The organism is Nocardia arthritidis, from assembly GCF_011801145.1.
Classification (GTDB): domain Bacteria; phylum Actinomycetota; class Actinomycetes; order Mycobacteriales; family Mycobacteriaceae; genus Nocardia; species Nocardia arthritidis_A.
In genome coordinates this window covers 6,008,076-6,031,009 of the sequence record NZ_CP046172.1, presented here as the reverse complement: position 1 = coordinate 6,031,009, position 22,934 = coordinate 6,008,076, and the positions used below count along the sequence as shown (strand labels likewise).

13 protein-coding genes and 1 pseudogene are annotated in these 22,934 nt (G+C 68.7%); 3 read left to right on the top strand and 11 right to left on the bottom strand.

From position 1 onward, the window contains the following. Positions 1 to 18: 18 nt before the first annotated feature. From F5544_RS27055 to F5544_RS27040, 4 genes are all read right to left on the bottom strand, one after another. A complete protein-coding gene (locus tag F5544_RS27055; protein ID WP_167475787.1) occupies positions 19 to 363 on the bottom strand; it encodes a RidA family protein in 345 nt (114 codons plus the stop codon). Beyond that, entirely contained in the window at positions 360 to 1,457 is a 1,098-nt protein-coding gene (locus F5544_RS27050) for an alpha-hydroxy acid oxidase (RefSeq protein ID WP_167475786.1), read from the bottom strand. Before F5544_RS27050 ends, F5544_RS27055 begins: the two co-directional genes overlap by 4 nt. Then, entirely contained in the window at positions 1,454 to 2,857 is a 1,404-nt protein-coding gene (locus F5544_RS27045) for an amino acid permease (RefSeq protein ID WP_167475785.1), read from the bottom strand. Before F5544_RS27045 ends, F5544_RS27050 begins: the two co-directional genes overlap by 4 nt. A 256-nt stretch (positions 2,858 to 3,113) precedes the next feature. Next, complete coding sequence (locus tag F5544_RS27040; RefSeq protein ID WP_167475784.1) at positions 3,114 to 4,280, bottom strand: hypothetical protein; 1,167 nt, start codon at positions 4,278 to 4,280, stop codon at positions 3,114 to 3,116. Between the two features lie 158 nt (positions 4,281 to 4,438). Here F5544_RS27040 and F5544_RS27035 point away from each other — a divergent pair, with 158 nt between their 5' ends. Continuing rightward, positions 4,439 to 5,110, top strand: coding sequence for a TetR/AcrR family transcriptional regulator (locus tag F5544_RS27035; protein ID WP_167475783.1), 672 nt, complete (start codon positions 4,439 to 4,441; stop codon positions 5,108 to 5,110). Here the strand turns inward: F5544_RS27035 and F5544_RS27030 are convergent. The 5 genes from F5544_RS27030 to F5544_RS27010 all read right to left on the bottom strand — a co-directional run bounded on the left by F5544_RS27030 (position 5,017) and on the right by F5544_RS27010 (position 14,890). After that, positions 5,017 to 6,354: an MFS transporter gene (locus F5544_RS27030; RefSeq protein WP_275106968.1), complete on the bottom strand. Its 1,338-nt coding sequence runs from the start codon at positions 6,352 to 6,354 to the stop codon at positions 5,017 to 5,019. The two genes, F5544_RS27035 and F5544_RS27030, sit on opposite strands and share 94 nt — an antisense overlap. 32 nt (positions 6,355 to 6,386) lie before the next feature. Beyond that, positions 6,387 to 10,574, bottom strand: a complete 4,188-nt coding sequence (locus F5544_RS27025; RefSeq protein ID WP_167475782.1) for a TIGR02680 family protein — start codon at positions 10,572 to 10,574, stop codon at positions 6,387 to 6,389. A gap of 1 nt (position 10,575) precedes the next feature. Next, on the bottom strand, positions 10,576 to 11,958 hold the full coding sequence (locus tag F5544_RS27020) for a DUF2398 family protein (RefSeq protein ID WP_167479509.1): 1,383 nt from the start codon (positions 11,956 to 11,958) through the stop codon (positions 10,576 to 10,578). Beyond that, positions 11,958 to 13,493 (bottom strand): TIGR02677 family protein, encoded by a 1,536-nt coding sequence (locus F5544_RS27015; protein ID WP_238846686.1) that lies wholly within the window; start codon positions 13,491 to 13,493, stop codon positions 11,958 to 11,960. Before F5544_RS27015 ends, F5544_RS27020 begins: the two co-directional genes overlap by 1 nt. 203 nt (positions 13,494 to 13,696) lie before the next feature. Then, positions 13,697 to 14,890 (bottom strand): XRE family transcriptional regulator, encoded by a 1,194-nt coding sequence (locus F5544_RS27010; RefSeq protein WP_203217360.1) that lies wholly within the window; start codon positions 14,888 to 14,890, stop codon positions 13,697 to 13,699. A gap of 276 nt (positions 14,891 to 15,166) precedes the next feature. On the opposite strand from F5544_RS27010, the gene F5544_RS27005 reads away from it, so the two are divergent. Beyond that, entirely contained in the window at positions 15,167 to 15,472 is a 306-nt protein-coding gene (locus F5544_RS27005; RefSeq protein ID WP_167475780.1) for a hypothetical protein, read from the top strand. On the opposite strand, the gene F5544_RS27000 is transcribed toward F5544_RS27005, so the two are convergent. After that, positions 15,374 to 17,977, bottom strand: coding sequence for an AMP-binding protein (locus tag F5544_RS27000; RefSeq protein ID WP_167475779.1), 2,604 nt, complete (start codon positions 17,975 to 17,977; stop codon positions 15,374 to 15,376). The genes F5544_RS27005 and F5544_RS27000 overlap by 99 nt on opposite strands. A 91-nt stretch (positions 17,978 to 18,068) precedes the next feature. Next, on the bottom strand, positions 18,069 to 18,953 hold the full coding sequence (locus F5544_RS26995) for a PAC2 family protein (RefSeq protein ID WP_167475778.1): 885 nt from the start codon (positions 18,951 to 18,953) through the stop codon (positions 18,069 to 18,071). A 204-nt stretch (positions 18,954 to 19,157) separates the two neighbouring features. On the opposite strand from F5544_RS26995, the pseudogene metH reads away from it, so the two are divergent. Further along, positions 19,158 to 22,735, top strand: a pseudogene (metH, locus tag F5544_RS26990) (methionine synthase). Positions 22,736 to 22,934 lie beyond the last annotated feature (199 nt).

Below are 22,934 nucleotides of genomic sequence, written 5' to 3'. Positions count from 1 at the left end.
TCTCCTGTATTTCGATGGTCAGCCCGCGACGGCGACGGCCTGGATTTCGATGAGCAGCCCGTCGATGGGCAGCGTGGTGACGGTGGTGGTGCGGGCGGGCGCGGTGGCCCCGAAAAACGCGGCGAATGCGGCGTTCCAGGCCGGGAACCAGCGGCGATCCGCCAGATAACAGTCGATTTTGAGGGTGCGCTCACGCGAGCTGCCCGCCCCGATCAGCGCCGAATCCAGTTGGTGCAGTACGTCTTCGAGCTGATCGGCGAATTCGGTGTGTTTCGGCGTCATGGTGGCCGGGTCGATCGAGGCGAGTCCGGAGGTGAACACCAGGCCGGAGCCGAGCCGGGCCGAGGGGAACGGGGCGTTCATTCCCGCACCGCCAGCAGCCGAGAGCCGTCGATATCGGCGATGGTGGCCGCGCCGGACAGGATCATCAGGGTGCGCAGCTCCTCGGTGAGCAGTTCGAGTACCCGGCTCACCCCGGCCTCGCCCGCGGCGGCCAGGCCGTATATCGTGGCGCGCCCGAGCACCACGGCGTCGGCGCCGAGTGCGAGGGCGATGAAAATATCGCTGCCCGTGCGTATTCCGCTGTCGAACAGGATCGGGATGTCCGGTCCCACCGCTGCCCGGATCGACGGCAGCATCTCCAGGCTCGCCGGAGCCGGATCCACTTGGCGGCCGCCGTGATTGGAGACGACGATGGCCGCAGCACCGGCCGCCGCCGCGATTTCGGCCGCCGCGGGCGTCAAGATGCCCTTGGCGATCCACGGCAGCCGGAATTCCGCGGCGGCCGCCCGCAGATCGGCCCAATTCCACGCGGTGGCACCGTGTTTCAGCAGATGTCCGAACACCTCGGCGACCCCGGGCGCGCCGTCGCGCCCGGTGAGATTGCCGCCGAAATGCCGCATATCCGGATCGAAGCGGTTACCCATATTCCGGGTGCGGAAGCCGCCGACCGCGCAGTCGACGGTCACACAGAGCGCGGCGAACCCGGCCCTGCGCACCCGCTCGGCGACCGCGGGCGCGTGCGCGAACGGGTGGATCTGCGCGATCCGGGCCGCATCCGGTGCGGCGGCTCGGACCTGCTCATACGAGAAGCTGCCCGCCTCCGGCACGATCGACAGCGCACCGTGCCGTTGGGCGGCCGTGGCCACGGCCGGATGACCGGCGGGGTTGAAGAGTGCGTCACCGCCGAACGGCGCGGTGAGCACCGGGATTTCGAGTGGCATACCGAGCAGGGCGGTGCGGGTGTCGGGTACCGCGACGCCGCTCATCGGCTCGGGCAGGATGCGCCAGCGCTCGAAGGCCGCCCGATTGGCGCGCAGCGTACTTTCCCGTCCGGCGCCGCCCTCGACGAAATCGAAGACGTCCGGCGGTAGTGCGGCCGCCGCTGCCCGATGGATCTCCTCGACCGTGCCGAAATCCACCCGGGTGGGATACATGCTGTCCAATTGCGCTGTCACGCTCGACCTTTCGTCGGGGCCGCCACGGAATGACCACGGCCGTAACCGAAATAGACGGCCGCGCCCACCGCGCTCCACACGGCGAAGCGCAGCCAGGTGAGTGCCTCGAAAGTGGTTGCCAGCCAGGCGCATCCCGCGACGGCGGCAATCGGGACGACCGGCATGAACGGCACCCGGAACGGCCGGTGCCGATCGGCCGCGGTGCGGCGCAGCACCACCACGCCGATCGCCACGGTGACGAAGGCGAACAGCGCGCCGATATTCACCAGCTCCGCGACGGTTGCGATGGGCAGCAGCCCGGCGACCACCGCGATGATCACGCCGAGCACCAGGCCGGTGCGCACCGGAACACCGCGAGAGCTGGTGCGGCACAAGACCGGTGGCAGCATGCCGTCGCGACTCATCGCGAAGATCAGCCGGGTCTGCCCGTAGAACAGCATCAGCAGACCCTTGGTGAGCGCGACGACCGAGGCCACCAGGATGACCTTGCCGATCCAGCCCGCACCGATGGCGGCCAGTGCGGTGGCCACCGGCGCGGCATTGTCCAGGCTCTCGTAGGGCGCGACACCGGTGAGCACCGCGCTCACCGCGACGTACAGCGCGGTGGCCACCACGACCGAACCGATGATGGCCCACGGCAGATCGCGCGCCGGCCTGCGCGTCTCCTCGGCGGAGGTGGCGACGATATCGAAGCCCAGATAGGCGAAGAAGGCCAGTGCCGCGCCCGCGGCGATTCCGTTGACGCCGAACGGAAGAAATGGTGACCAGCGCCCGGGTTCGATATGCGGGCCGCCGACCGCGATAACGAGAACCAGCACCCCGATGGTGACCGCGACGAGCGTTTTCACCACAACCGCGGTGACTTTCACGTCGAACACCAGAATTGCGACGATCGCGGCGGTGATCAGCACGGCGGGCAGGTTCAGTACACCGCCGTCCGACGGTCCGGCGCTTATCGCGTGCGGCAATGTCACACCGAAAAGGGAATGCAGTGCCGCACCGAACAATCCGGACCATCCGATGGCCACCGCCGCCGCGGCGACCGCGTATTCGAGCAGCAGATTCCAGCCGACCAGGAAGGCGGGCGTCTCGCCCATGGTGGCCCGGGTGTAGGTGTACGCGCTGCCGGAAAACGGTGTCATGGCGGCGAGTTCGCTGTAGCACAGCGCGACGAGTACGCAGATCAGCCCGGCCAGCACGAAGGACAGGACGATGGCGGGCCCGGCCTTGGTGGCCGCGGCGACACCGGTGGTGACGAAGATGCCCGCGCCGACGATGGTGCCGACGCCCATGGCGATCAGGTCGAATCGCCCGAGTGAGCGTTTGAGTTCGTTATTCGCCGTCGGCGGTGCGCCGGGGGCTGCGGGATTGTTCGGGCCGAGTCGAGTCGGTGCGGCCATGGCGGGGTCCGTTCACTATCCGAATAAGCAAGGCCGAAAATACTTTTCGTTCGGCCGTATTCAAGTGAAACATCGGGTCTTTATCCCGCGATGAACGAAAGTAACGAGCCTGTTTCCGGATTCGAGATGAAAGATATTATGCGGCACCGGAATTAGGCATGCGAAATACGCGATCGGGGCCGATGTGCCGAATCGCGAATATTCGCGCCCTATCCGGCGAATGCCGGAATTCGGGCGTAATGCGGATCGAGTCCGGTTATGCGGTTGTCGTAGTCGGTGCCGGGGAATCGACGGGGACGCGCGCCGTCGCACGCCCGCGGACGAGTACGGTCGCCGCGGCCACCGCGCACAGCACGATCGCCGCCGCGACGACGGCGAGCGGCATGGTGCCCGCCGTGGCGACGACGCCGAAGCCGATGGTGGCGACGGCCGCGCACAGGTACGCGACCGCCGCGTAGCGCGCCGCGACCCGCGCGTGCCGATCCGGCGGCGTCGCCGCGCTGACGATGCGCAGCCCGGTGCGATAGGCGATGCCCTGCCCGCAGCCCGCCAGCGCGGCGCCCGCCAGCAGCAGCAACAGATTCGGCGCCAGCGCCACCGCGGCCGCGAGCGCGATGCCGCCGATAATGCTGAGCTGACCCAGAATCGGCTCGGCGGGAAGGACATTCGGCGGCACGGCCCGCTGCACCACCCAGGCGCTGACGAGGTAGAGGGTCACCGGCAGTGCGAGCAGCGCCAGATTGCCGGTGCCGAGCAGTTCCGCGCCGTAACTCGGCAGCAGCGCCACCACCAATCCGGCCGAAACCCATGCGGCGATTCCGTTGAGATATCCGGCGATCGGCGGTTCGGTGCTCGGGGGTGCGGTACGCGCCGCGTCGATCGGTGCGCGCTCGATCGGTGTGCGGCTCGAAACGACAACGGCCGCAACGATTCCCAACAACACGGCATGACCGGCGTATGCGGTGACGCCGGGCCGGGGCAGATATTGCGCCGCCCAGGCGGCCCCGATGGTGCCGAGTGCCGAGCCGAGCACCGTCGCGGTGGCCATCGCGGTGCGCCCGCGTTCCCCGGACCGCTCCAGGATCAGCCCGGCCAGCGATCCGGTCACCAGCCCGACCGACAGCCCGGCGAATATCCGCGCGACACAGGCGGGCGCCGCCGAATCGGCGAGGCTCATCGCGATATCCGCGGCGATGCCGCAGCCGCTGCCGAGTCCGATGCGCCACCACCAGCCCGCGCGCGACGGCGGGGTGCCGAGCAGCGCGAGCGTCGGGACCAGCGCGAACAGGTAGGCCGCGAAGATCACCGTGATAAGCAGTGGCGCGAGCCCCCAGGCGTGGCGGTAGTACGGCATCATGCCCGTCGCCAGATTCGGCTGGGCCATGATCAGCACGAGTAGGACACCCGGGGCCGTCGCGCGCATCCGCCCTCCTAACTGAGGAGATCTTCTCGCCTGTAGCATAAACAATTGAGAATATCTTCTCTACTCAACGGCGAAAGGTGTGGTCTGCGTGGCACAACCCATGCCGAGAGGGAGGATGGTCGGGTGGTTGCCAACGTGACAGCTGACTTCGTGCGGATATGCCGGATACGACCGGCATCGAACCTCCGGCCCGGCGGCTGAGTCGAGTGGCACTCTCGACCGGCGAGACCACCCGCGGCGGCGGACCGGCGAAGACGCGCAGTGACGCGCAGCGCAGCATTGCGATGCTGATCGACGCCGTCGGCGGCCTGCTCGAATCCGGCCGCCTCGGCTTCTCCGTCCCGGAACTCGCCGGGGCGGCCGGGGTCGGCGTCGCGACCGCGTACCGGCATTTCCCGACACCGCTCGATGCCATGCAGGCCTTCCATCGGCGGGCGATCGAACAGCTGGTCGCGGCCCTCGGGGCGATCGACCCCGCCGCCGAGCCGACGGCGCGCTTCCACGACTTCTGCCGAGTCTGGGTGGCCGAGGCGATGCGCTGGGGGCCCGCGGTGCGGCACATCCGCAGCAACAAGGGTTTCATCGAGCGACTCGACGCGGGTGACGAATCCATCACCGCGCTGCACGACATCCTCGCCGATGTACTGGGATCCCTTGTGGCACAGGATGAAGCCGCATCCTTCGAGGCGACCTACGCGGTGCTGCTGTGGATCACCGTCTTCGACGAGCGGGTGATCTACGACCTGACGGTGTGCCGGGGCTGGTCGCCGGAACGGGTCACCGACCGGCTCACCGCGGCGGTGGCGGGCGCGCTCGGCCTTCCGGTCTGAGCCAGCAGTACCGTGCTTATCAAACTGAGCGCGCTGAGCCCCATCGCGTAGCAGGTGACGCCGCCGGAGCCGCCGGTGGCATCCCACAGCGCCGCCGCGATCAACGGCGCGAAACCGCCGCCGAGCGCCACCGAGACCTGAATCACCAGGGAGGCGCCGGAATAGCGGACCGCGGCCGGGAACAGCTCGGCGACGATGATCCCGCCGACGCTGTGCCCGATCGGCAGTACGGCACCCATGCCGAGCAGCGCGATATACGCCGCCACCGCATTACCGGTGTTCAGCAGCGGGAAGTAGACCGCGCACCACACCAGCAGCGCGGCCATGCCGAATGCGAAAACCCTTCTGGTGCCGAACTTGTCGCCGAGCGCACCCCACAGCGGCATGGTCGCGCACCAGACGATCGACGCGATGATCACCGCGAGCAGCAGGAAATTCCGGCTGTATCCGATGGCCTTGGTGCCGTAGGTCAGCGTGAACGCCATGAACAGGTAGACCACCGCACCGGTCGCGATGGTCGCCAGCGAGATGAGGACGAGCCGAACCACGCCGAGCCGCAACGAATCCCGCAGCGGGAAGGCCACCAGCTCACCGCGTTCGGCGGCGGTCGCGAATACCGGCGATTCGTCGATGCCGAGGCGCACCACCAACCCGAGCCCCACCAGAATCGCGCTGAGCAGGAACGGGATTCGCCACCCCCAGTCCAGGAACGCGGCATCCGGCAGCAGCGCGCTGGTGCCGAGGAAGACGGCATTGGCGATGATCAAACCGGCGGGCGTGCCCAGCTGCGGATAGCTCGCGTACCGGTTGACCCGGCCGTGCGGCGCATGCTCCATCGAGAGCACCACCGCGCCCGTGCCCTCGCCGCCGAGCCCGATGCCCTGGAGCAACCGCAGCGCGACAAGCAGTGCGGGCGCCCAGAATCCGATGCTCGCGTAATTCGGCACCGCGCCGATCAGCGTCGAGCTCACACCCATCAGCAGCAGCGAGACCACCAGCGTCGCCTTACGGCCGATCCGGTCGCCGAAATGGCCGAACAGCAGCCCGCCGATCGGCCGCGCGCCGAAGCCGACCGCGAACGTGCTGAACGCGGCCAGCGTGCCCGCGGCCGGGCTCAGCGTCGGGAAGAACTGTTTGTTGAAGATCAGCGCCGATGCCGTGCCGTAGAGCATGAAGTCGTACCACTCCATGGTGGTGCCGATCACGGTCGCCGCGGCGACCTTCCGGGGTAGTGCGTAAGTCAAACTCGTTCCAAATGTGTTGTGGCGCCGGCCGTTCAGCCGACGCTCTGCAGGGTCAGTCCGCCCTCGATGGTGTGCGCCACCCGGCGGCGGTTCGGTGAGCCGAGCGCCTTGCTCAGATCCGTTCCGTCGTGCTCGGCGAGCAGTTCGCCGCTGTCCCACACCAGCAGCGTCGCGCTGACGGTGTTCTCGGCCGTCGAATGGGCCAGATCGTAGTGCGCGCAACCGGGCACATGCGCGTAGGTGATCCAGAGGTCGTAGCCGGTCATGAACAGGTCGAGGTCGAATTGCACGCTGAGGCCGAGCAATTCGCTGCGGCCGTTATCGTCGACACCGGCGAACGCCTCGTCCAGCGCGAGCAGCCGTGGCGCCTGCGGATCGGCCGAATCCAGCATCACGTGCGCGGCCGCGAACAGCGGCAGGTGCAGCGATACCGACTGCTCGCCGCCGGACAGCGCGCTGTGCCGGGCGACGGTGAGCTTGTCCTCGCTGCCGTCGCCGGAAATGATGGTGAACGAGAACACCCGCCAGGCGCGGTAATCCAGCGTGGCGGCCAGGATTTCCGGATACGACCGCTCCGGGTGCGCGGCCCGCGCCGCGCGGATCTCGGACGCGAAGTGCGCTCGGATGGCCGCCAGATCCTCCGGGGTGAGCGCGGAGGCGTCCCGGTCCAGCAGCTTGCACATGGCGCGGGCGGCCTCGGACAGCGTATCGGCGAGCACCCAGTGCACGCCGATGGTATTGCCGGACGACATCCGCCGCTGCTTCATCTCGGTACCCATCCGGGTGATGAGATCGCGTGCGTCGCTTGTGCGTTCGTGGATCTGCTGGGCCAGGCCGGTGAGCAGCGCGTCCTCCAGGATGCGGCGTTCGGCGTCGGTGAGCAGCAGTTCCTGATCGCGGCGGGCGGCATCGATGCGGGCCGCGAAATCGGCGAGCGCCGCGACGCCGTTGTCGTCGGTGACCTGGACGACGGTGAGCCCGTCGGCGGCATCCCACTGCAGCCGGTAGTCGCGGCCCGAACCGGCCAGCGCCGCATCGAATTTCTGCAGCGCCGAGGTCACCGCGCTGCGCGTCGACTTCCGGTTCGCCTCGGTGGCCTTGACCGAAGCCGTTGCGGCGGACAGATTTTCGAAGAGTTCGGCGACCTCGTCCGGCAGCACGCTCGGCTCCTGTTCCGGGCCTGCCGCGCTGATGCGATAGAGCAGCTGCTCCGGCGTGGACCAGGCGGCCTCGCTGCTCGGCCACCGGCTGTCCGGATTCGCGCCGAGCAGCGAGAGCAGATCCGGGCGGGCATAGGGCGCAAGGGCTTTCACGTCGGCGAGCACCTCGGTGAGCGCGGTGCCGAGCGATTCGTGCGCGGTGCGGTACGCGGCCTCGGCATCGCCGACCGCCTCGATGGCCTCGTTGGCCGCCTTGCGGGCCGCCTTCTGTTCGGCCTTGGCCGCCTCGATCCGCGCCCGCGCCTGTTCGAGTTCGCGATCGATATCGGCCGTGCTCGCGCCGAGCGCCTCGCGCAGCGTCTCCAGCTTGCGCAGCTGTTCGTCATAACCCGCCTGCGCGGCCTCGGCCTCCTCGGCGAAGGCCTCGGCCAGATCGCGGGCCTCGTCGTGCCGGTCGCTGCCCTCGCGTTCGCGTTCGCGCTCCCGCTCGTGGTCGGCGCGCAGCCGCAGCAGCGCGGTGCCGGTGTTCTCGAAATGCCGGATGGCCGCGGCCAGCGCGTCGAGTTCGCGTGCCTCGCGCGGGGTTCGGTGTTTGACCGCCGCGGCGCGCAGTTTCTTGTCAACGGCCGTCGCCTCGGCGACCGCCTGGTCGAGATCGCGCTCGGCCTGTGCGGCGGCCTCGGCGCGCGAGCGCATCATGCCCGCGGTCTCCGAGACCGCGCGCAGCGCCGAGATGACCGCGCCGGGGCGCGGTAAGGCCTTGGCGGCGGCCGAGATTCGCGCCAGCTCGGTCTCGGCGGCGGCCTCGGCCGCCAGCGCCTCGTCGCGCTCGGCCTCGGCCGCCTCGATGGCGGTGGCCAATTCGGCGAGGCGCAGCTCGCGGCGGCGGGCCCGGGCCGTCGCGCCGATGAATTCGGCATCGGCCTTGTGATGGCGGCCGATCTGGACACCCTGCCGGAAGCCGCCCGCCTTGCTGACCGCGATACCGCCGTCGAGCTGGGAATCCTTCTCGTACAACGCGATCGAGGACAGTACCGCGGCGACGGTATCCCGCGGCACCGTGAGCTGTGCCGAATCCTCTTCCACCACAAGAACATCCGCGAGGGTGCGACCCTTGGGCCGGGCGCCGGCCGGGAGCGGCACCAGGAACTGATCCGAGGTGTAATCGGCGGGCGGTTCGTCGCACACCCAGCCGTCGAGCAGATCGGCGGCCTGCAGCGCGGCCTCGATACCCGCGGCGGCCGCGGGCGATACGCCGTCGGCGAACCGGACCAGCCGCCACAGCGGAGCGCCGGGCCGGTCCTCGCGGGTGCCGGTGCGGGCGGCGAAAGCCGGTGGGGCATCGTCGCTTTGCGCCGCGACCCGGTCCCGCTCCGCGGCCAGCCCGGCGAGCCGGGCCGTCGCGGCGGCGGCCCCGGCGCGCGCCTCCTGACGGCGATTGCGTATCTCGTCGAGCAGCGGTTCGGACCGCTCGGCCAGCACCTCCGCGGGCATGGTCGCCGCATCGGATCCGGCCTGCGCGATGGTGGCGTCGAGCGCGTCGAAAAGGCCGTCCTGGATAGGGGAGTAGACCGCGCGATACTCCTGCCACCAGGCGCGCAGCGCGGCCGACGCCTCGGTGCGAGCCAGCGCGACGGCGGCCTCCGCGTGCGCGACCTCGGCCGCGGCGGTTTCGCGCAGTTCCCGTGCGCGATCGGCGAGCCGCTCCGCCCTCGTTCGCTCGGCGGCGGCGGTATCCATGAGCGCCAACGTCTTTCGCACCGCGCGCACATCGGCGTCGCGCTCCTCGGCGTGCCCGCGCACGGCGGTGGTCAGCTGGTCGGCGCGCGCGTCCTCGGCGGGCGTCACCCAGGTGATCCCGGCCTCCTCGGCCGCGGCGCGCAGATCGTCCTCACCCCGGGCGAGCGCGGCGGCGGCCGCCTGAACCGAGGAGCGGGCCCGCTCGGCCTCCTGCGCCCGCTGGTCGAGCGTCTGGCGCGCCTTGAGCGCCTTGTCCCGGTGCACCGCCGCCGAGGTCTCCAGCCTGCGCACCGCGTCGGCCAGGTCGTCGAGCTGCTGCTTACCCTCGTAAGCGCTGGAGCGCTGCAGGGTTTCGCGATCGTTGAGCGCCTGCTCGTACGCGCGGTCGGCGTCCTCGGCGCGGGTCTCGGCGGCGGTGCGCTCGGCCTCCCTGCGCTCGCGCAGCGCGGTGGCCGCGAACAACGCCGTGCTCGCGTGCGTCACCGCGTCGAGCCGGGAGCGGACCTGGTCCACATCCGTCTTCGCCTGCACCGCAAGGTATTTCCGGTATACGTCGACGAAGGTCCTGGTCGCGCTGTCGGCGTGCACCAGGCCCTCCAGCGTCTTGCCGACCTCCTCCATATCGCTGAACGAGCGGGCCGCGTCCAGGATCAGCTGCTCGTCCAGCGGGCGCAGGCCGTCGGTGAGCGCCTGCGAAAGTCCGCGCGGGTCGAGGTTTTTCGCCAGCTGCGGGCGGCGCAGCGTGAGGATCAGATTGATCAGCTGGTCGTAGCGCTGCACGCCGAGGCCGAACATTCGCGCATCGATCGCGGCCCGGTATTCCACCGGCCGGTCGACGATGGCGTCGGTGCCGATCTCGTCGGCCAGCTGCTTGCGGGTGAACGGCCGATCGTCCGGGCCGATGAGCGAGAAATCAACGCCGACACGGCCGTCCGCGACGAAATACCAGCGGGTCACCTTGTCGGACGAGCGGGTCGCGCGCATGCCGATACCGATGGTGACGACCTCCGGATCGTCCCAGTCGCCGCGCGCGAACTCCATCCACACATACGAGTAGGCCGATTCCTGCTTGCGATACAGCAGATTCGACTTCATGGTGCGTTCCTCACCGGCGAACGGGTTGAGCCTGCGCGGCTCGATCCGCCCGTCGAATACGAACGGGAACAACACCTCCAGCGCCTTGGTCTTGCCCGAACCGTTGGGCCCGCGCAGCACCAGGCGGCCGTCGGCGAAGCAGAACTCCTGATCGCGGTAGTCCCACAGGTTCACGATGCCGGCCCGGGTCGGCACGAATCGGACCCCGCCGTGGATGAGCGTCATATCAAATCCCTTCCGTGCCCATGGTTTCGGCGGCTGTGACGAAAAGCTCCTCGGCGCGTTTGGTGCGCACGGTCACCACGGCGCCGCGATAGCGCGCCAGCGCGGGCAGCACCAGCAGTCCGTCGTCCGCCGTGCGGATCAGGCGCAGCCGCTCCAGCAGCGCGACCACCTCGGCGGTCAGGCCGGGCACATCGGCCTGCCACTGGGCGGCGAAGGTATTGCCGTACCGGTCGGCCAGCGCCTGCACCGTTTCCCGCACCCACGTCATGGCGAGGTACGGATATGTCGGCGCCGCTTCGGGTTCCGCGTCCTCCTCGGCCTCGTCCACCGAATCCGGTTCGGCCGCTTCGTTATCCGGTAGCGGTAGCTCGGCGAGCGGTGCGAACAGCGTGGATTCCGGAATCGCCGCGTCCAGCTGTTCGGCCAGTGCCGAGTCCGGTTCCGTTGCGCCCGTGCGGGTTTCGACCGGGTTGTCGATATCGAGCACCAGATCGGCGATCTCGCCGACCAGCAGCAACGCCACCTGGGCCAGCGTCCCGGTGCTCGGGAAGCGGATATCCGACAGCCGCCCCGAGACGTCGATCAGCGCGACGCCCTCGGCCCTGCGCTCGGCCCGCAGCCCGGTGAGCAGTTCGACCTCCGCGATCAGCCGCTCCTGTCCGAGCAGCGGACGTTCCTGCGGCACAAGGTCTTCCAGATATACGACCGGACGTTCGACGAGCGCGCGTCGCACTCGGCGCGCCGCATCGGCCGGTGCGGCGGGCTCCTCCGCGAGCAGCCCGTGCACGCTGTGCAGATGCTGTAGCGCACGCGGCGGCCGGAACAGCGCGAAGACCACCGGCCGGTCGATGTCGTAGAGCGCCTCGCCCGCCTCCGGATCGGCCGCCCAGCCGCCCGCGTCGCCGTCGGCGAGGGTCAGCGCGCCGCGCAGCGCCAGCCAGCCGACCGCGTCGACGAAGGCGTCCCGGTCCGCGGCGCGATCGGTGGACAGCTCCAGCCCGTCCACCCGGCCCGAATAGGCCGCGACCTGATCGGCCAACTCCGACAACGTGATCTGATCGCCCGCCCGGCCCAGCGCGGCCAGCGCCAATGCCAGATAGGCGTAGCGGCGGCGGTCGAAGATCCGGTCGGCGAGTGTGCGCGCGGGTTTACCCGGATCCAGCCGATCGATCAGCGGGAAGACCCGCGCCGTGGTCTCGGTGACCTCCAGCCGGTAGCCGAACAGCTCGGCCAGATCCTCGCGCAGTTCGGTGGCCCAGCGCCGGATCAGCGGCAGCGCGATCCGGTCCGGATAGGTTCTGGTGACCAGATGATTGGCCAGCACCACCCGCGCCGCGCGCTGATAATTGTCCAGCGCCAGCGAATCTATCTTGCGCGCCTGGATCATCCGCGCTTGCCGTTCCCGCCGCGCCGATGCGTCGGCCGCACCTCGAGCCTGCGATTGTTCAGGTGCAGCAGCCCGCGCGCGGTGCGCACCACCGTCGAACCGCTGTGCTCGGAGACCGTCAGCGTGACACCGCTGTCGGAACCCGTTGTGCCGCCGACCCTTCCGCTCACCGGCACCCACGCGGTGGACGCCGCGTCCAGCAATCGCAACAGCACCTCGGTCTCCCGCTCGTCCAGCACTCGCTCGTATACATCCGCCGCGGCCAGCGATGCGGCGGCCTCGGCCCTGGCCCGCTGCGCCGCCAGCTGCGCCTCGCGCAGCCGCCGGATCCCGGCGTCGTTGCGCTGGATGCGGGCCGGCGCGCCCGGTGAGGGCGGTCGGCCGGTCTCGGCCAGCGTGCGCGAGATCTCCAGCGGCGGCGCCTCCCACCAGGAGCGCATCGGCGGAATCAGTTCCGCGTCCGGATGTTCCATGGCCAGATGCCGCGGCCTGCCCAAACCGAATACCGCGTCGAACAGTGCGTGCGCGCTGTCGGCCGTCGGCGCGGCGATGAACCAGCCCGCCAGATGCCGCAGCGCCGATTCTCGGCTCACCCCACCCCTGCGCGTCTCGGTGACCCGCCGCAGCAGCGACAACACCGCGGCGATCGCGCTCATCGTCGCCTCGCGCAACCGATCCGCCTCGGTGGATTCCCCCGAGCCGTCCGCCGACGGCACGGTGACGAACCAGGTCCGCAGGCCCTGCCAGCGTGCGCGCCAATCCGCTTGCCGCTCAGCATAACTCAGCAGAACCCGCTCATCGCAGCGGGCCGCCCGCTCGATCAGCTCATCGGCGCCGGTCTCCTCGATGGCGGCGATGGCGGCGGCCAGCCGCGGCGCGAACCTGGCCAGATCCATACTGAACTCGCGCATATGCGCCAGCAGCGCATCCTTGTGCGCCAGAAAGGATTCCGGCGTGATCTCGGTGGTGCGCACCAGATCGCCGAGCGAGAGATAGAAGTGCGCCGCCCGCGCCGCCATCTCGGTGAGCGCGGTATCCAGCCTGCGCAGCGTCCGATAGACCCGCTCGGCGTCGCCCGCCCGATTCACCTCGGCGAGCGTTTGCAGATCCGCGAGCAGTTCCGGCAGCACGAGCCGCGACAGCGACGCCTCGTCCAAGCGCGCGTCCAGGACACCGGCGACCGCCCGGTATGCCTGGAATCCGGCCTGCGAGAACTGATACACGAAGTGCCGATTCCGGTATTCCGCCAGGGTTGCCGCGCGGGTGCCGTCATAACTTCGCTGCAACACGCCCCACTGATGTAACTGTTCCAGCAGCGGCCCGATCTCCGCGCCGGACAGGCACTCGACCGCCGCCGTGTCCTGACCCTGGCTATCGCGCTCGATCCACCGCGCCACATCGTCGGCGTGCAGCAACACCACATAGGCCGCGCGCGCACTGTCGAAGGCGCGCAGCACCAGCAGGTACTCTGCGCGTTTCTCGGCGGTGGCGAAGGAGAACAGCCGTAGCCGATCGTCGGTGGAGTCGGTCACCGGAAACAGGGTAGTGGTCAGCACCGACGAATTTGCCACGGCATAGCTTGTTTCTGATTCGCCGCGTCGCGGACGTCGCTCATAACACTCGCTCCGCCCTGGCTGGGTCGGTTGCGGATCCGTCATTCCGGCTGAGTGTGATTCGGCACCGTGCGAACGGGAACCGCGCCGCGCTGGTCTGCGCGACGCGGGGTGGTCCGAATTCACTCGGCGGACAGTGAGCGCAGTTGATCGAGGTAGATACGGGTGCGCGGGTCGCCGGGGAAGCGTTCGATGATTTCCCGCGCGGTCTCGCCCGCGATCCACATGAGCGACGGTAGCGAGCGGCGCTTGCCCGCGAAGGCGCGCATGCCCTCGTCCACCGCGAGCTCCAGATCCCGGTTGCGGACCGCGACGACGGCGAGGGTGAGGTGCGCCTCGGAGACCCGCATCGGGTTGCGCACCGTGCCGTCGGCCCGCGTCGAGTTCCGGATCACCTCGCGCGCATAGGATTCGGCGAGCCGGTCCTCGCCGGCTACCCGGCAGCAGTCCATCGCGTAGAAGTCGAACTTTTGCGGATCGACGACGAAATGATTGTCCAGATTGGCCGGATGGTCGAGTCGCTCCAAGATTGCTCGGCCCTCGCCGAGCGCGTTCTCCACCTCTTTGCGCTCGCCGAGCCGGGCGAGTGCCTTGGCCCGCTGCGCGGACAACTGGACACCCACGCCGAGTTGCCGACTCGTGTCGATGGCCGAGTCGACCGCCTCGATCGCACCCCGGTAGTTACCCTGAGTAAGGGCAAACCAAGCGGCCATTTCCGCTGCCCAGCCGGTGATTTCGGGATTCTCCGCCTCCAGGCCGAGCGAGTGCGCGGCGCGGCGGGTGGCCTCGGCGGTGGTGCGCCGCCCGATGTCGTAGTCGACGCAGCCGACCAGCAGCGCGACCCAACCGGCCAGTACGAGGATCTCCCGGTGTTGCGACAGAGTAAGTCTGCCGTCCAGCAGGGAGGTGATGCGGCGCAGCCACGCCGTGCCCTCGGTGTGCAACTCGTGCGGATCGGCGATCGGATACTCGCAGCACAGCCGCTCGGCGGTGATCCGGATGGCGTCCAGGGTGGCCGCCGAGACATCGGACATGCGCAGTCGTCCGATGAATTCGAGCGTGTCCATCCCTGTGGCACTGAGCAATTCGTCGTCGCGATTGGGCCGGGCCTTGGGGAAGAAGGCGGCGGTCACGGTGTCGAACGCGGCGGCGATGATGGGTGCGTAGAAGTCGTCGGGGCGCGACTCGCCCGACTCCCACCGCCGCCAATTGCGTAGCAACGTACTGTCGGTCGGCAGGTTGTGCGAAGACTTCGCGCGCATCACCCGGACGGCGTCTGCTTGTGACCACCCCCTGGCATCGCGTTCGGAGCGCATTCGGACAGCCCAGACGGGTCGATCGTCTCCAGCGGCCACGCCCCTAGTATCGCACCAGTTAACGTCTGGTGGCCCGAATAGGGCAGATAGATGTCATCGGGTTGACAGCTGCATTTGCATGCTGGCGTTCCGCATCCTGATATTGGGCGCGGAGAGTTTGCCAAACCCCAGATGCAAGAACATTTGTACTTGCACATGCGCAACGCCTCCGACGGGTATGCTGCCGGGGGTCATCCACGAAGAGAACAGCGATCCCCACATCCAACGGAGGTTCGGGTGGAAGCGTTGATCTATGGATATTTGCGTGACGATCTGGCCGATGGGCACAGCGAGGAGCTCGAGAACGCGATGAGCACCCTCGCCCGTGCCGAAGGCCTGTGCTTCGCCGCAACTTTCCATGAATCGACATCGGGTGACGGCACGGCGTTTGCGGAGCTGACGCGGGAGCTGCAGCGCGCGGACGCGCACCACGTCGTGGTGCCCTCACTCGATCACCTTGCCGGCCAGACGATTCCGCGTGACATCCTCATCGCGAAGCTGGCCCAGGACGCGGCGGCCCAGGTCTGGACCGTCGAACGCTGACGTCTTCCGGCTCCTCGCGAACACCCAGCGTCGGATAAGCGCCACCGTGTGACTCGCCGCGATCCCAGCGGCAAGACAGGCGAAAAGCGCTGTGCTGTCGTGTGTTCCGAACAGCGGATAGATCTGCCAGTGCAACAGGTAGACGAACAGTGAGCCGTCGGCCAGCAGCGCCGCCACCCCGGCGATCGGTACCGGCACCCGCAGTGCGGGCAGCCAGGCCAGCAGCAGGAGGCACGCGATGACCAGCCGCTCGCGTTCGGCATCGGCGAAATAGCCTGGCACCGTTACCAATACGATGACGCCGACGAGCACGCGCTGCCACGTCGTCGTCGCCTTGGCCGCGGCCCAGCCGACGACGAAGAACCAGGCGGCCAGCGGCGAATACGGCACATCCGCGGACGAATACGGTCCGACGGGCAGGTACCGGAAGATCAGCGCGACCGTGAGCAGGCCGAGCGCGAACCGGAACGGGTCGCGCCGCTCCAGCATGTCCACCAGCGGTAGCCGGATGAGCAGCGCCGCGGCGATCAGGAAGTAGACGAGCACCTCCAGGAACCACAGGTGGCCCGCGGTGCTGCTCTCGGCCGGACCCAGAATCTTGTTGAGCAGCAATAGGTTCTGCCAGCCGTAGTAATCCGTGAACGGCAGCGTCGCGGCCACCCACAGCGCGGTCGGCACCGCGATGAACGCCGCGGTGCGTAGCGCGTGCCGGGTGCGCGCGGGCCCGGGCACCGAGGTGAGCGCGAACCGGGCGAAGTTGAATCCGGCGACGGCGAGCAGCACGTGGGCCGCGCCCAGCAGTTGGAACAGGCCGATATGGGTGCCCGCGATCAGCACGATACCGGCCGCGCGCAGTCCGGTGGCGGTGTCGATGGTCCGGCTGAAATGCCTGTGGCGCTTGGCTTTACCCGTCTCGCCGGCACGGAGCGCGGACAGTTCCGCGACGGTGCGATCCGGCCAGTCGGTGGGCAGTGCGCCGATGACGCGCCCGAGCCGGACCGAAGTGTGCACGTAGGTCAGCGAATTGCCGCCGAGCTCGCCGAAAGTGCGTTCGGCGGCGATGGATTCGGGACGCAGCCCGAGCGCGTCGGCGTAGATGGCCCGGATATCGGCGAGTTCGGGCGCCGGGGCGGATAGCCCACGAACGGCCGCGTAGTCGAGCTTTCCGTTTGCCAGCCGCGGCAATTCGCCGACCGGGACGATCCGGATGGCGCTCGCGGGCAGACCGCTCAGTTCGGTGACGAGCGCGGTCGGATCGGTGGCCGAGCCGTCGGTGCGCACGGCGACCACGAGGCCCGCGTCGCCCTCGGCGCAGCAGGTGCTGAATCCCGCTGCGGCCAGCCCGGATTCGAGCCGTTCCAGATCGATGCGGAGCCCGAACGGCTTGGCGAAGCGGCTGCGCCTGCCGACGATGCGGATCAGGCCCTCCGGTGTGCGCTGCGCGAGATCGCCGGTGCGCAGCGCGCGCACGGTCCGGCCGAGCGCCAGATCGGCGGCGGATTCGGCGTAGCCCATCATCACATTCGGGCCGTGGTAGACGAGTTCGTGCGCATCCTCGCCATCGGCCGGTTCGAGGGTGAACCGGCCGCCCGGAATCGCGACGCCGACGCAGTCCGGATGCGCGGCGGTGAGCCGGACCGGAAGGTAGGCCATCCGCGACGTCGCCTCGGTCTGGCCGTACATGACGACGAAATCCCAACCGGCACTTGCCCCGAGCCGCGCGTACCGGCGCACCAGCGCGGGCGCCAGCCTGCCGCCGGACAGGGTGATGTAGCGCAGCGCGGGCAGCGTCATGCGGTCGAACCCGATGCGCTCCAACAGTTCGACGGTGTAGGGGACCGCCGCGAACGAGGTGGCGCGGTGCCCGCGGAACTCGGCCCAGAACTCGTCGTCCAAGACCGACCGTTCGGTGAGCAGAAGGCTTGCGCCGCAAAGCAGATGGCTGTGCACCACGGATAGGCCGTAGCAGTAGAACATGGGCAGCGTGGTGGCCGCCCGGTCGTCCGGGCCGAGCGAGAGGTACGCGGCGATGGCCGCGGCGTTCGCGAACAGGTTCCGGTACGAAAGCCGCACCAGCTTGGGCGACCCGGTGGAACCCGAAGTGCTCAGCAGCAGTGCGAGATCCGGATGCAGCCGGTGTTTCGTCACCGCCCGGCGGATCCGGGTCACGCCGCCATCGCGCACCACATCCGGGTCGTAGATCCGCATCAGCTCATCGGTGATCTCGGCGGTGAGCAGCACCGCGCAGCCCGCGGCCAGCGCGCCGAGATATGCGACGAGGGAATCGAGGTCGTTGCGCACGGCCAGTGCGACGAGACGCCGGTTCGGTCCGAGTGTGCTCGCGTACTCCGCGACGAGTGCCGCCAGCCGCGCGTAGGTGACCCGCTGCAAATCCTCCGTCACCGATTCCGCCGCTGTGACATTCGCCGAGGCAGATCGAGAGCAGAGGACGGCGATCCGGTCGTCGTAGCCGTTCAGGCCGGCGACGATCGGGAAGATGGTCACCCCGAGAAGTCTACGGGGCGAGCCGATTACATCCTTCGGGTGGCCCCCCGCGAACTTCTGGTGAACCGGTGCTACAGTGCCGGGCCGCCCGTCACAGCCCGAAGCTGCCCGGCCCCCGGCGCCGCAGGTACTTCTCGAATTCGGCCGCGATGGCGTCGCCGTCGATCTTGGCGATGGCCTCGTTCAGATCCAGCGCCGCGTCGCCGCGCTCCTCCAAAGACCGTACGTACTCGCTGATTTCGTCGTCGCCGACGGTCATCTCGTTGACCGCGGTCTCCCAGTCCTCGGCCTGCTTGGGCAGTTCGCCGAGCGGGACCTCGATATCGAGGACGTCCTCGACGCGGTGCAGCAGCGCGATGGTCGCCTTGGGGTTGGGCGGCTGCGAAACGTAGTGCGGCACCGCGGCCCAGAACGACACCGCGGGCACACCGGCCTTCACGCACTGGTCCTGCAGTACGCCGGTGATGCCGGTGGGACCCTCGTATCGGGTCTGCTCCAGGTTGAACCGTTCGGCCGCCTCTTTGCTGTAGGCGGATCCGGTCACCGGGACCGGCCTGGTGTGCGGTGTGTCCGCCAGCAGGGCGCCGAGTATGACGACCGTCTGGACGCCCAGCTGTTCGATGAACTCCAGTAGGTCGGCGCAGAAGCTGCGCCAGCGCATATTCGGTTCGATACCGCGTAGCAGCACGATGTCGCGGTCGCTGCCGGGCGGCGAGCACACCGAGAGCATGGTGGATGGCCACTGGATCTCCCTGGTGACGCCGTCAACCTGACGCACCGTCGGCCGATTGACCTGGTAGTCGTAGTAATCCTCGGAATCGAGTTCGGCCAGTGGTTCGGCGTCCCAGATCAGTTCCAGATGTTCGACCGCGCCGCTGGCCGCGTCGCCCGCATCGTTCCAGCCTTCGAAGGCGGCGACGAGGACCGGATCCCGCAACGTCGGCAATTCGGAGTCGGGAGGTTCACTGGGGTTCACCCGGTCAGCCTACGGTGTATGAGGCCCAGTTGTGTTCCTACTCCCGTGTTCCCGGCCGTTCCTCTTGATGCCACGGGGGTGGTACGGCGGCGGAGCCGACCGGCGGCGGGCAACGCCGGGTGAATCCGATCCCGAGTGTGGCGCCGGACACCCCAACCGGGCTCCGTATCGGGGATTGTCCGATCGGCCAATTACGCTGGACCCATGTCCGCGCACCGCCCCGCCGAGTTCGACACCACGCTGCTCGACACGCTCCGTCGGCGTGTCGTGATCGGCGACGGCGCCATGGGAACAATGTTGCAGGCGGCCGACCTGACCCTCGACGATTTCCGCGGGTTGGAAGGCTGCAACGAGATACTGAACGAAACCCGCCCCGATGTGTTGCGCGGCATCCACCGCGCGTATTTCGAGGCGGGTGCGGATGCGGTGGAGACCAACACCTTCGGCTGCAATCTGCCCAACCTCGCCGACTACGACATCGCCGACCGGATCCGCGATCTGTCCGAGCGCGGCACCCGGTTGGCCCGCGAGGTCGCCGACGAGATGGGTCCGTCCGCCGACGGCGCTCCGCGGTATGTCCTCGGTTCGATGGGTCCGGGCACCAAGCTGCCGACGCTGGGCCACGCCCCGTTCACCGCGCTGCGCGACGCGTACGCCGAGGCGGCGCTCGGCATGCTCGACGGCGGTGCCGACGCGATCCTCATCGAGACCTGCCAGGATCTGCTGCAGGTCAAGGCCGCGGTCACCGGCAGCCAGCGGGCGATGATCACCGCCGGACGGCGGATTCCGATCATCACCCACGTCACCGTGGAGACCACCGGAACGATGCTGGTGGGCAGCGAGATCGGCGCGGCGCTCACCGCGATCGAACCGCTCGGCATCGACATGATCGGGTTGAACTGCGCGACCGGTCCGGACGAGATGAGCGAGCATCTGCGGCATCTGTCCAGGCACGCCAGGGTGCCGGTATCGGTGATGCCGAACGCGGGCCTACCCGTGCTCGGCGCCGACGGCGCGGTCTATCCGCTGACGCCGGAGGAGCTGGCGATCGCGCTGCGCGGCTTCGTCACCGAATTCGGGCTCGCGCTGGTCGGCGGCTGCTGCGGCACCACGCCCGAGCATATCCGGCAGGTGGCCGAGGCGGTCGCGGAAGTTCAACCGGCACAGCGCAATCCGGTGCACGAGCCGAGCGTCTCCAGCATGTACACCGCGGTGCCGTTCGAGCAGGACGCCTCGATCATGATGATCGGTGAGCGCACGAATGCCAACGGCTCCAAGGCATTCCGCGAGGCCATGCTGGCCGAGGACTGGCAGCGCTGCCTCGATATCGCCAAGGATCAGACCCGCGACGGCGCGCACATGCTCGACCTGTGCGTGGACTACGTCGGCCGCGACGGCACGAAGGATATGTCCGAGCTGGCATCCCGGCTGGCCACCGCATCGACGCTGCCGATCATGCTCGACTCCACCGAAACCCCGGTGCTGCGTGCGGGTTTGGAACATCTGGGCGGACGCTGCGCGGTGAACTCGGTGAACTACGAGGACGGCGCGGGCCCGGATTCCCGCTTCCAGCAGACCATGCGGCTGGTGGCCGAACACGGCGCCGCGGTGGTCGCGCTGACCATCGACGAGGAGGGCCAGGCCCGCACCGCGGCGAAGAAGGTGGAGATCGCCGAGCGCCTCATCGCCGATATCACCGGCAACTGGGGCTTTCCGAGAGCGACATCATCATCGATACGCTCACCTTCACCCTCGGCACCGGCCAGGAGGAGTCGCGGCGCGACGGCATCGAAACCATCGAGGCCATCCGGGAATTGAAGCGGCGTCATCCGCAAGTGCAGACCACCCTTGGACTTTCGAATATCTCCTTCGGCCTGAACCCGGCCGCGCGGCAGGTGCTCAACTCGGTCTTCATGCACGAATGCGTCCAGGCCGGACTGGATTCGGCCATCGTGCACGCCTCGAAGATCCTGCCGATCAGCCGGATCCCGGACGAGCAGCGCACGGCCGCGCTGGACCTGGTCTACGACCGGCGCACCCCGGACTACGACCCGCTGCAGAAGCTGATGGCGCTGTTCGAGGGCGTTTCGGCATCGTCGTCGAAGGCCTCGCGCGCGGAAGAGCTTGCGGCGCTGCCGCTTTTCGAGCGGCTGGAGCGCCGGATCGTCGACGGCGAGAAGGCGGGCCTCGACGCCGACCTGGACGAGGCCATGAAATCCGTTCCGCCGCTGCGGATCATCAACGAGACGCTGCTCTCGGGCATGAAAACCGTTGGCGAACTGTTCGGTTCGGGTCAGATGCAGCTGCCGTTCGTGCTGCAGTCCGCCGAGGTGATGAAGTCGGCGGTGGCTTACCTGGAACCGCATATGGAGGCCACCGACGATTCCGGCAAGGGCCGCATCGTGCTGGCGACGGTCAAGGGCGATGTGCACGATATCGGCAAGAACCTGGTGGACATCATCCTGTCCAACAACGGCTACGAGGTGGTGAACCTCGGCATCAAACAGCCGATCGCGACCATCCTGGACGCCGCGGTGGACAAGAAGGCCGATGTGATCGGCATGTCCGGGCTGCTGGTCAAGTCGACGGTCGTGATGAAGGAGAACCTGGAGGAGCTCAACTCCAGGGGAGTGGCCGACCAGTTCCCGGTGCTGCTCGGCGGCGCGGCGCTGACCCGCTCCTATGTCGAGAACGACCTCACCGAGGTCTACCACGGCGATGTGCACTACGCCCGCGACGCCTTCGAGGGCCTGCGCCTGATGGACGACATCATGACCCGCAAGCGCGGCGGCGGGCTCGATCCGGACAGCCCCGCGGCCATCGCCGAACGTGAGAAGGCGGCCGAACGCAAGGCCAGGCACGAGCGGTCCAAGCGGATCGCGGAGGAGCGCAAGGCCGCCGAGGCGCCGATCGTGGTGCCCGAGCGTTCGGATGTCGCCGCCGACCTGCCGGTGCCGGTGCCGCCGTTCTGGGGTTCGCGGGTGGTGAAAGGCCTTTCGCTGCACGAGTATTCGGGCCTGCTCGACGAGCGGGCGCTCTTCCTCGGCCAGTGGGGTCTACGCGGGCAGCGCGGCGGTGACGGGCCGTCCTATGAGGAACTGGTGGAGAGCGAGGGGCGGCCGCGGCTGCGCGCCTGGCTGGACCGGTTGAGCACCGAGGGAGTGCTGCAGCATGCGGCGGTGGTGTACGGCTACTTCCCCGCGGTGTCCGAGGGCGATGACGTCATCGTGCTCGCCGAGCCGAATCCCGATGCGGCGCAACGGTATCGGTTCACCTTCCCGCGTCAGCAGCGGGACCGGTTCCTCTGCGTCGCCGACTTCATCCGGTCGCGCGAGCAGGCCGAGGCGACCGGCCAGGTGGACGTGTGGCCGTTCCAGCTGGTCACCATGGGTCAGCCGATCGCCGACTTCGCCAACGAGCTCTTCGCCGCCGACAACTATCGCGATTACCTGGAGGTGCACGGTATCGGCGTGCAGCTCACCGAGGCGCTGGCCGAGTACTGGCACCGCCGCGTCCGCGAGGAGTTGCGCATCGACGGGCGCGCGGTCGCCGATTCCGATCCGGACGATGTGCTCGACTACTTCAAGCTCGGCTACCGCGGCGCGCGCTACTCCTTCGGGTACGGCGCCTGCCCGGATCTGGAGGATCGCGCCAAGCTGGTGGAGCTGCTCGACGCGGGCCGCATCGGGGTGACCCTCTCGGAGGAATTGCAGTTGCATCCCGAACAATCCACCGACGCTTTCGTACTGCTGCATCCGGAGGCGAAGTACTTCAGCGTCTGAGAATCGAACAGCGCGGCATCGCCCATCCCGTTATCCGACCGCCCAGCAGAATGTGACGGCCCTCACCGGGCCGGGCGCCTATTCGGCATGCTGGTGGATACGGGCTGGGTAGTTATGCCATTGTCGATACGTTGCAACTGCATCCGGAGCAGTCGACGGGTGCGTTCCCCGTGGCCTTCGGGTGTAAAGCGCTTCGGCG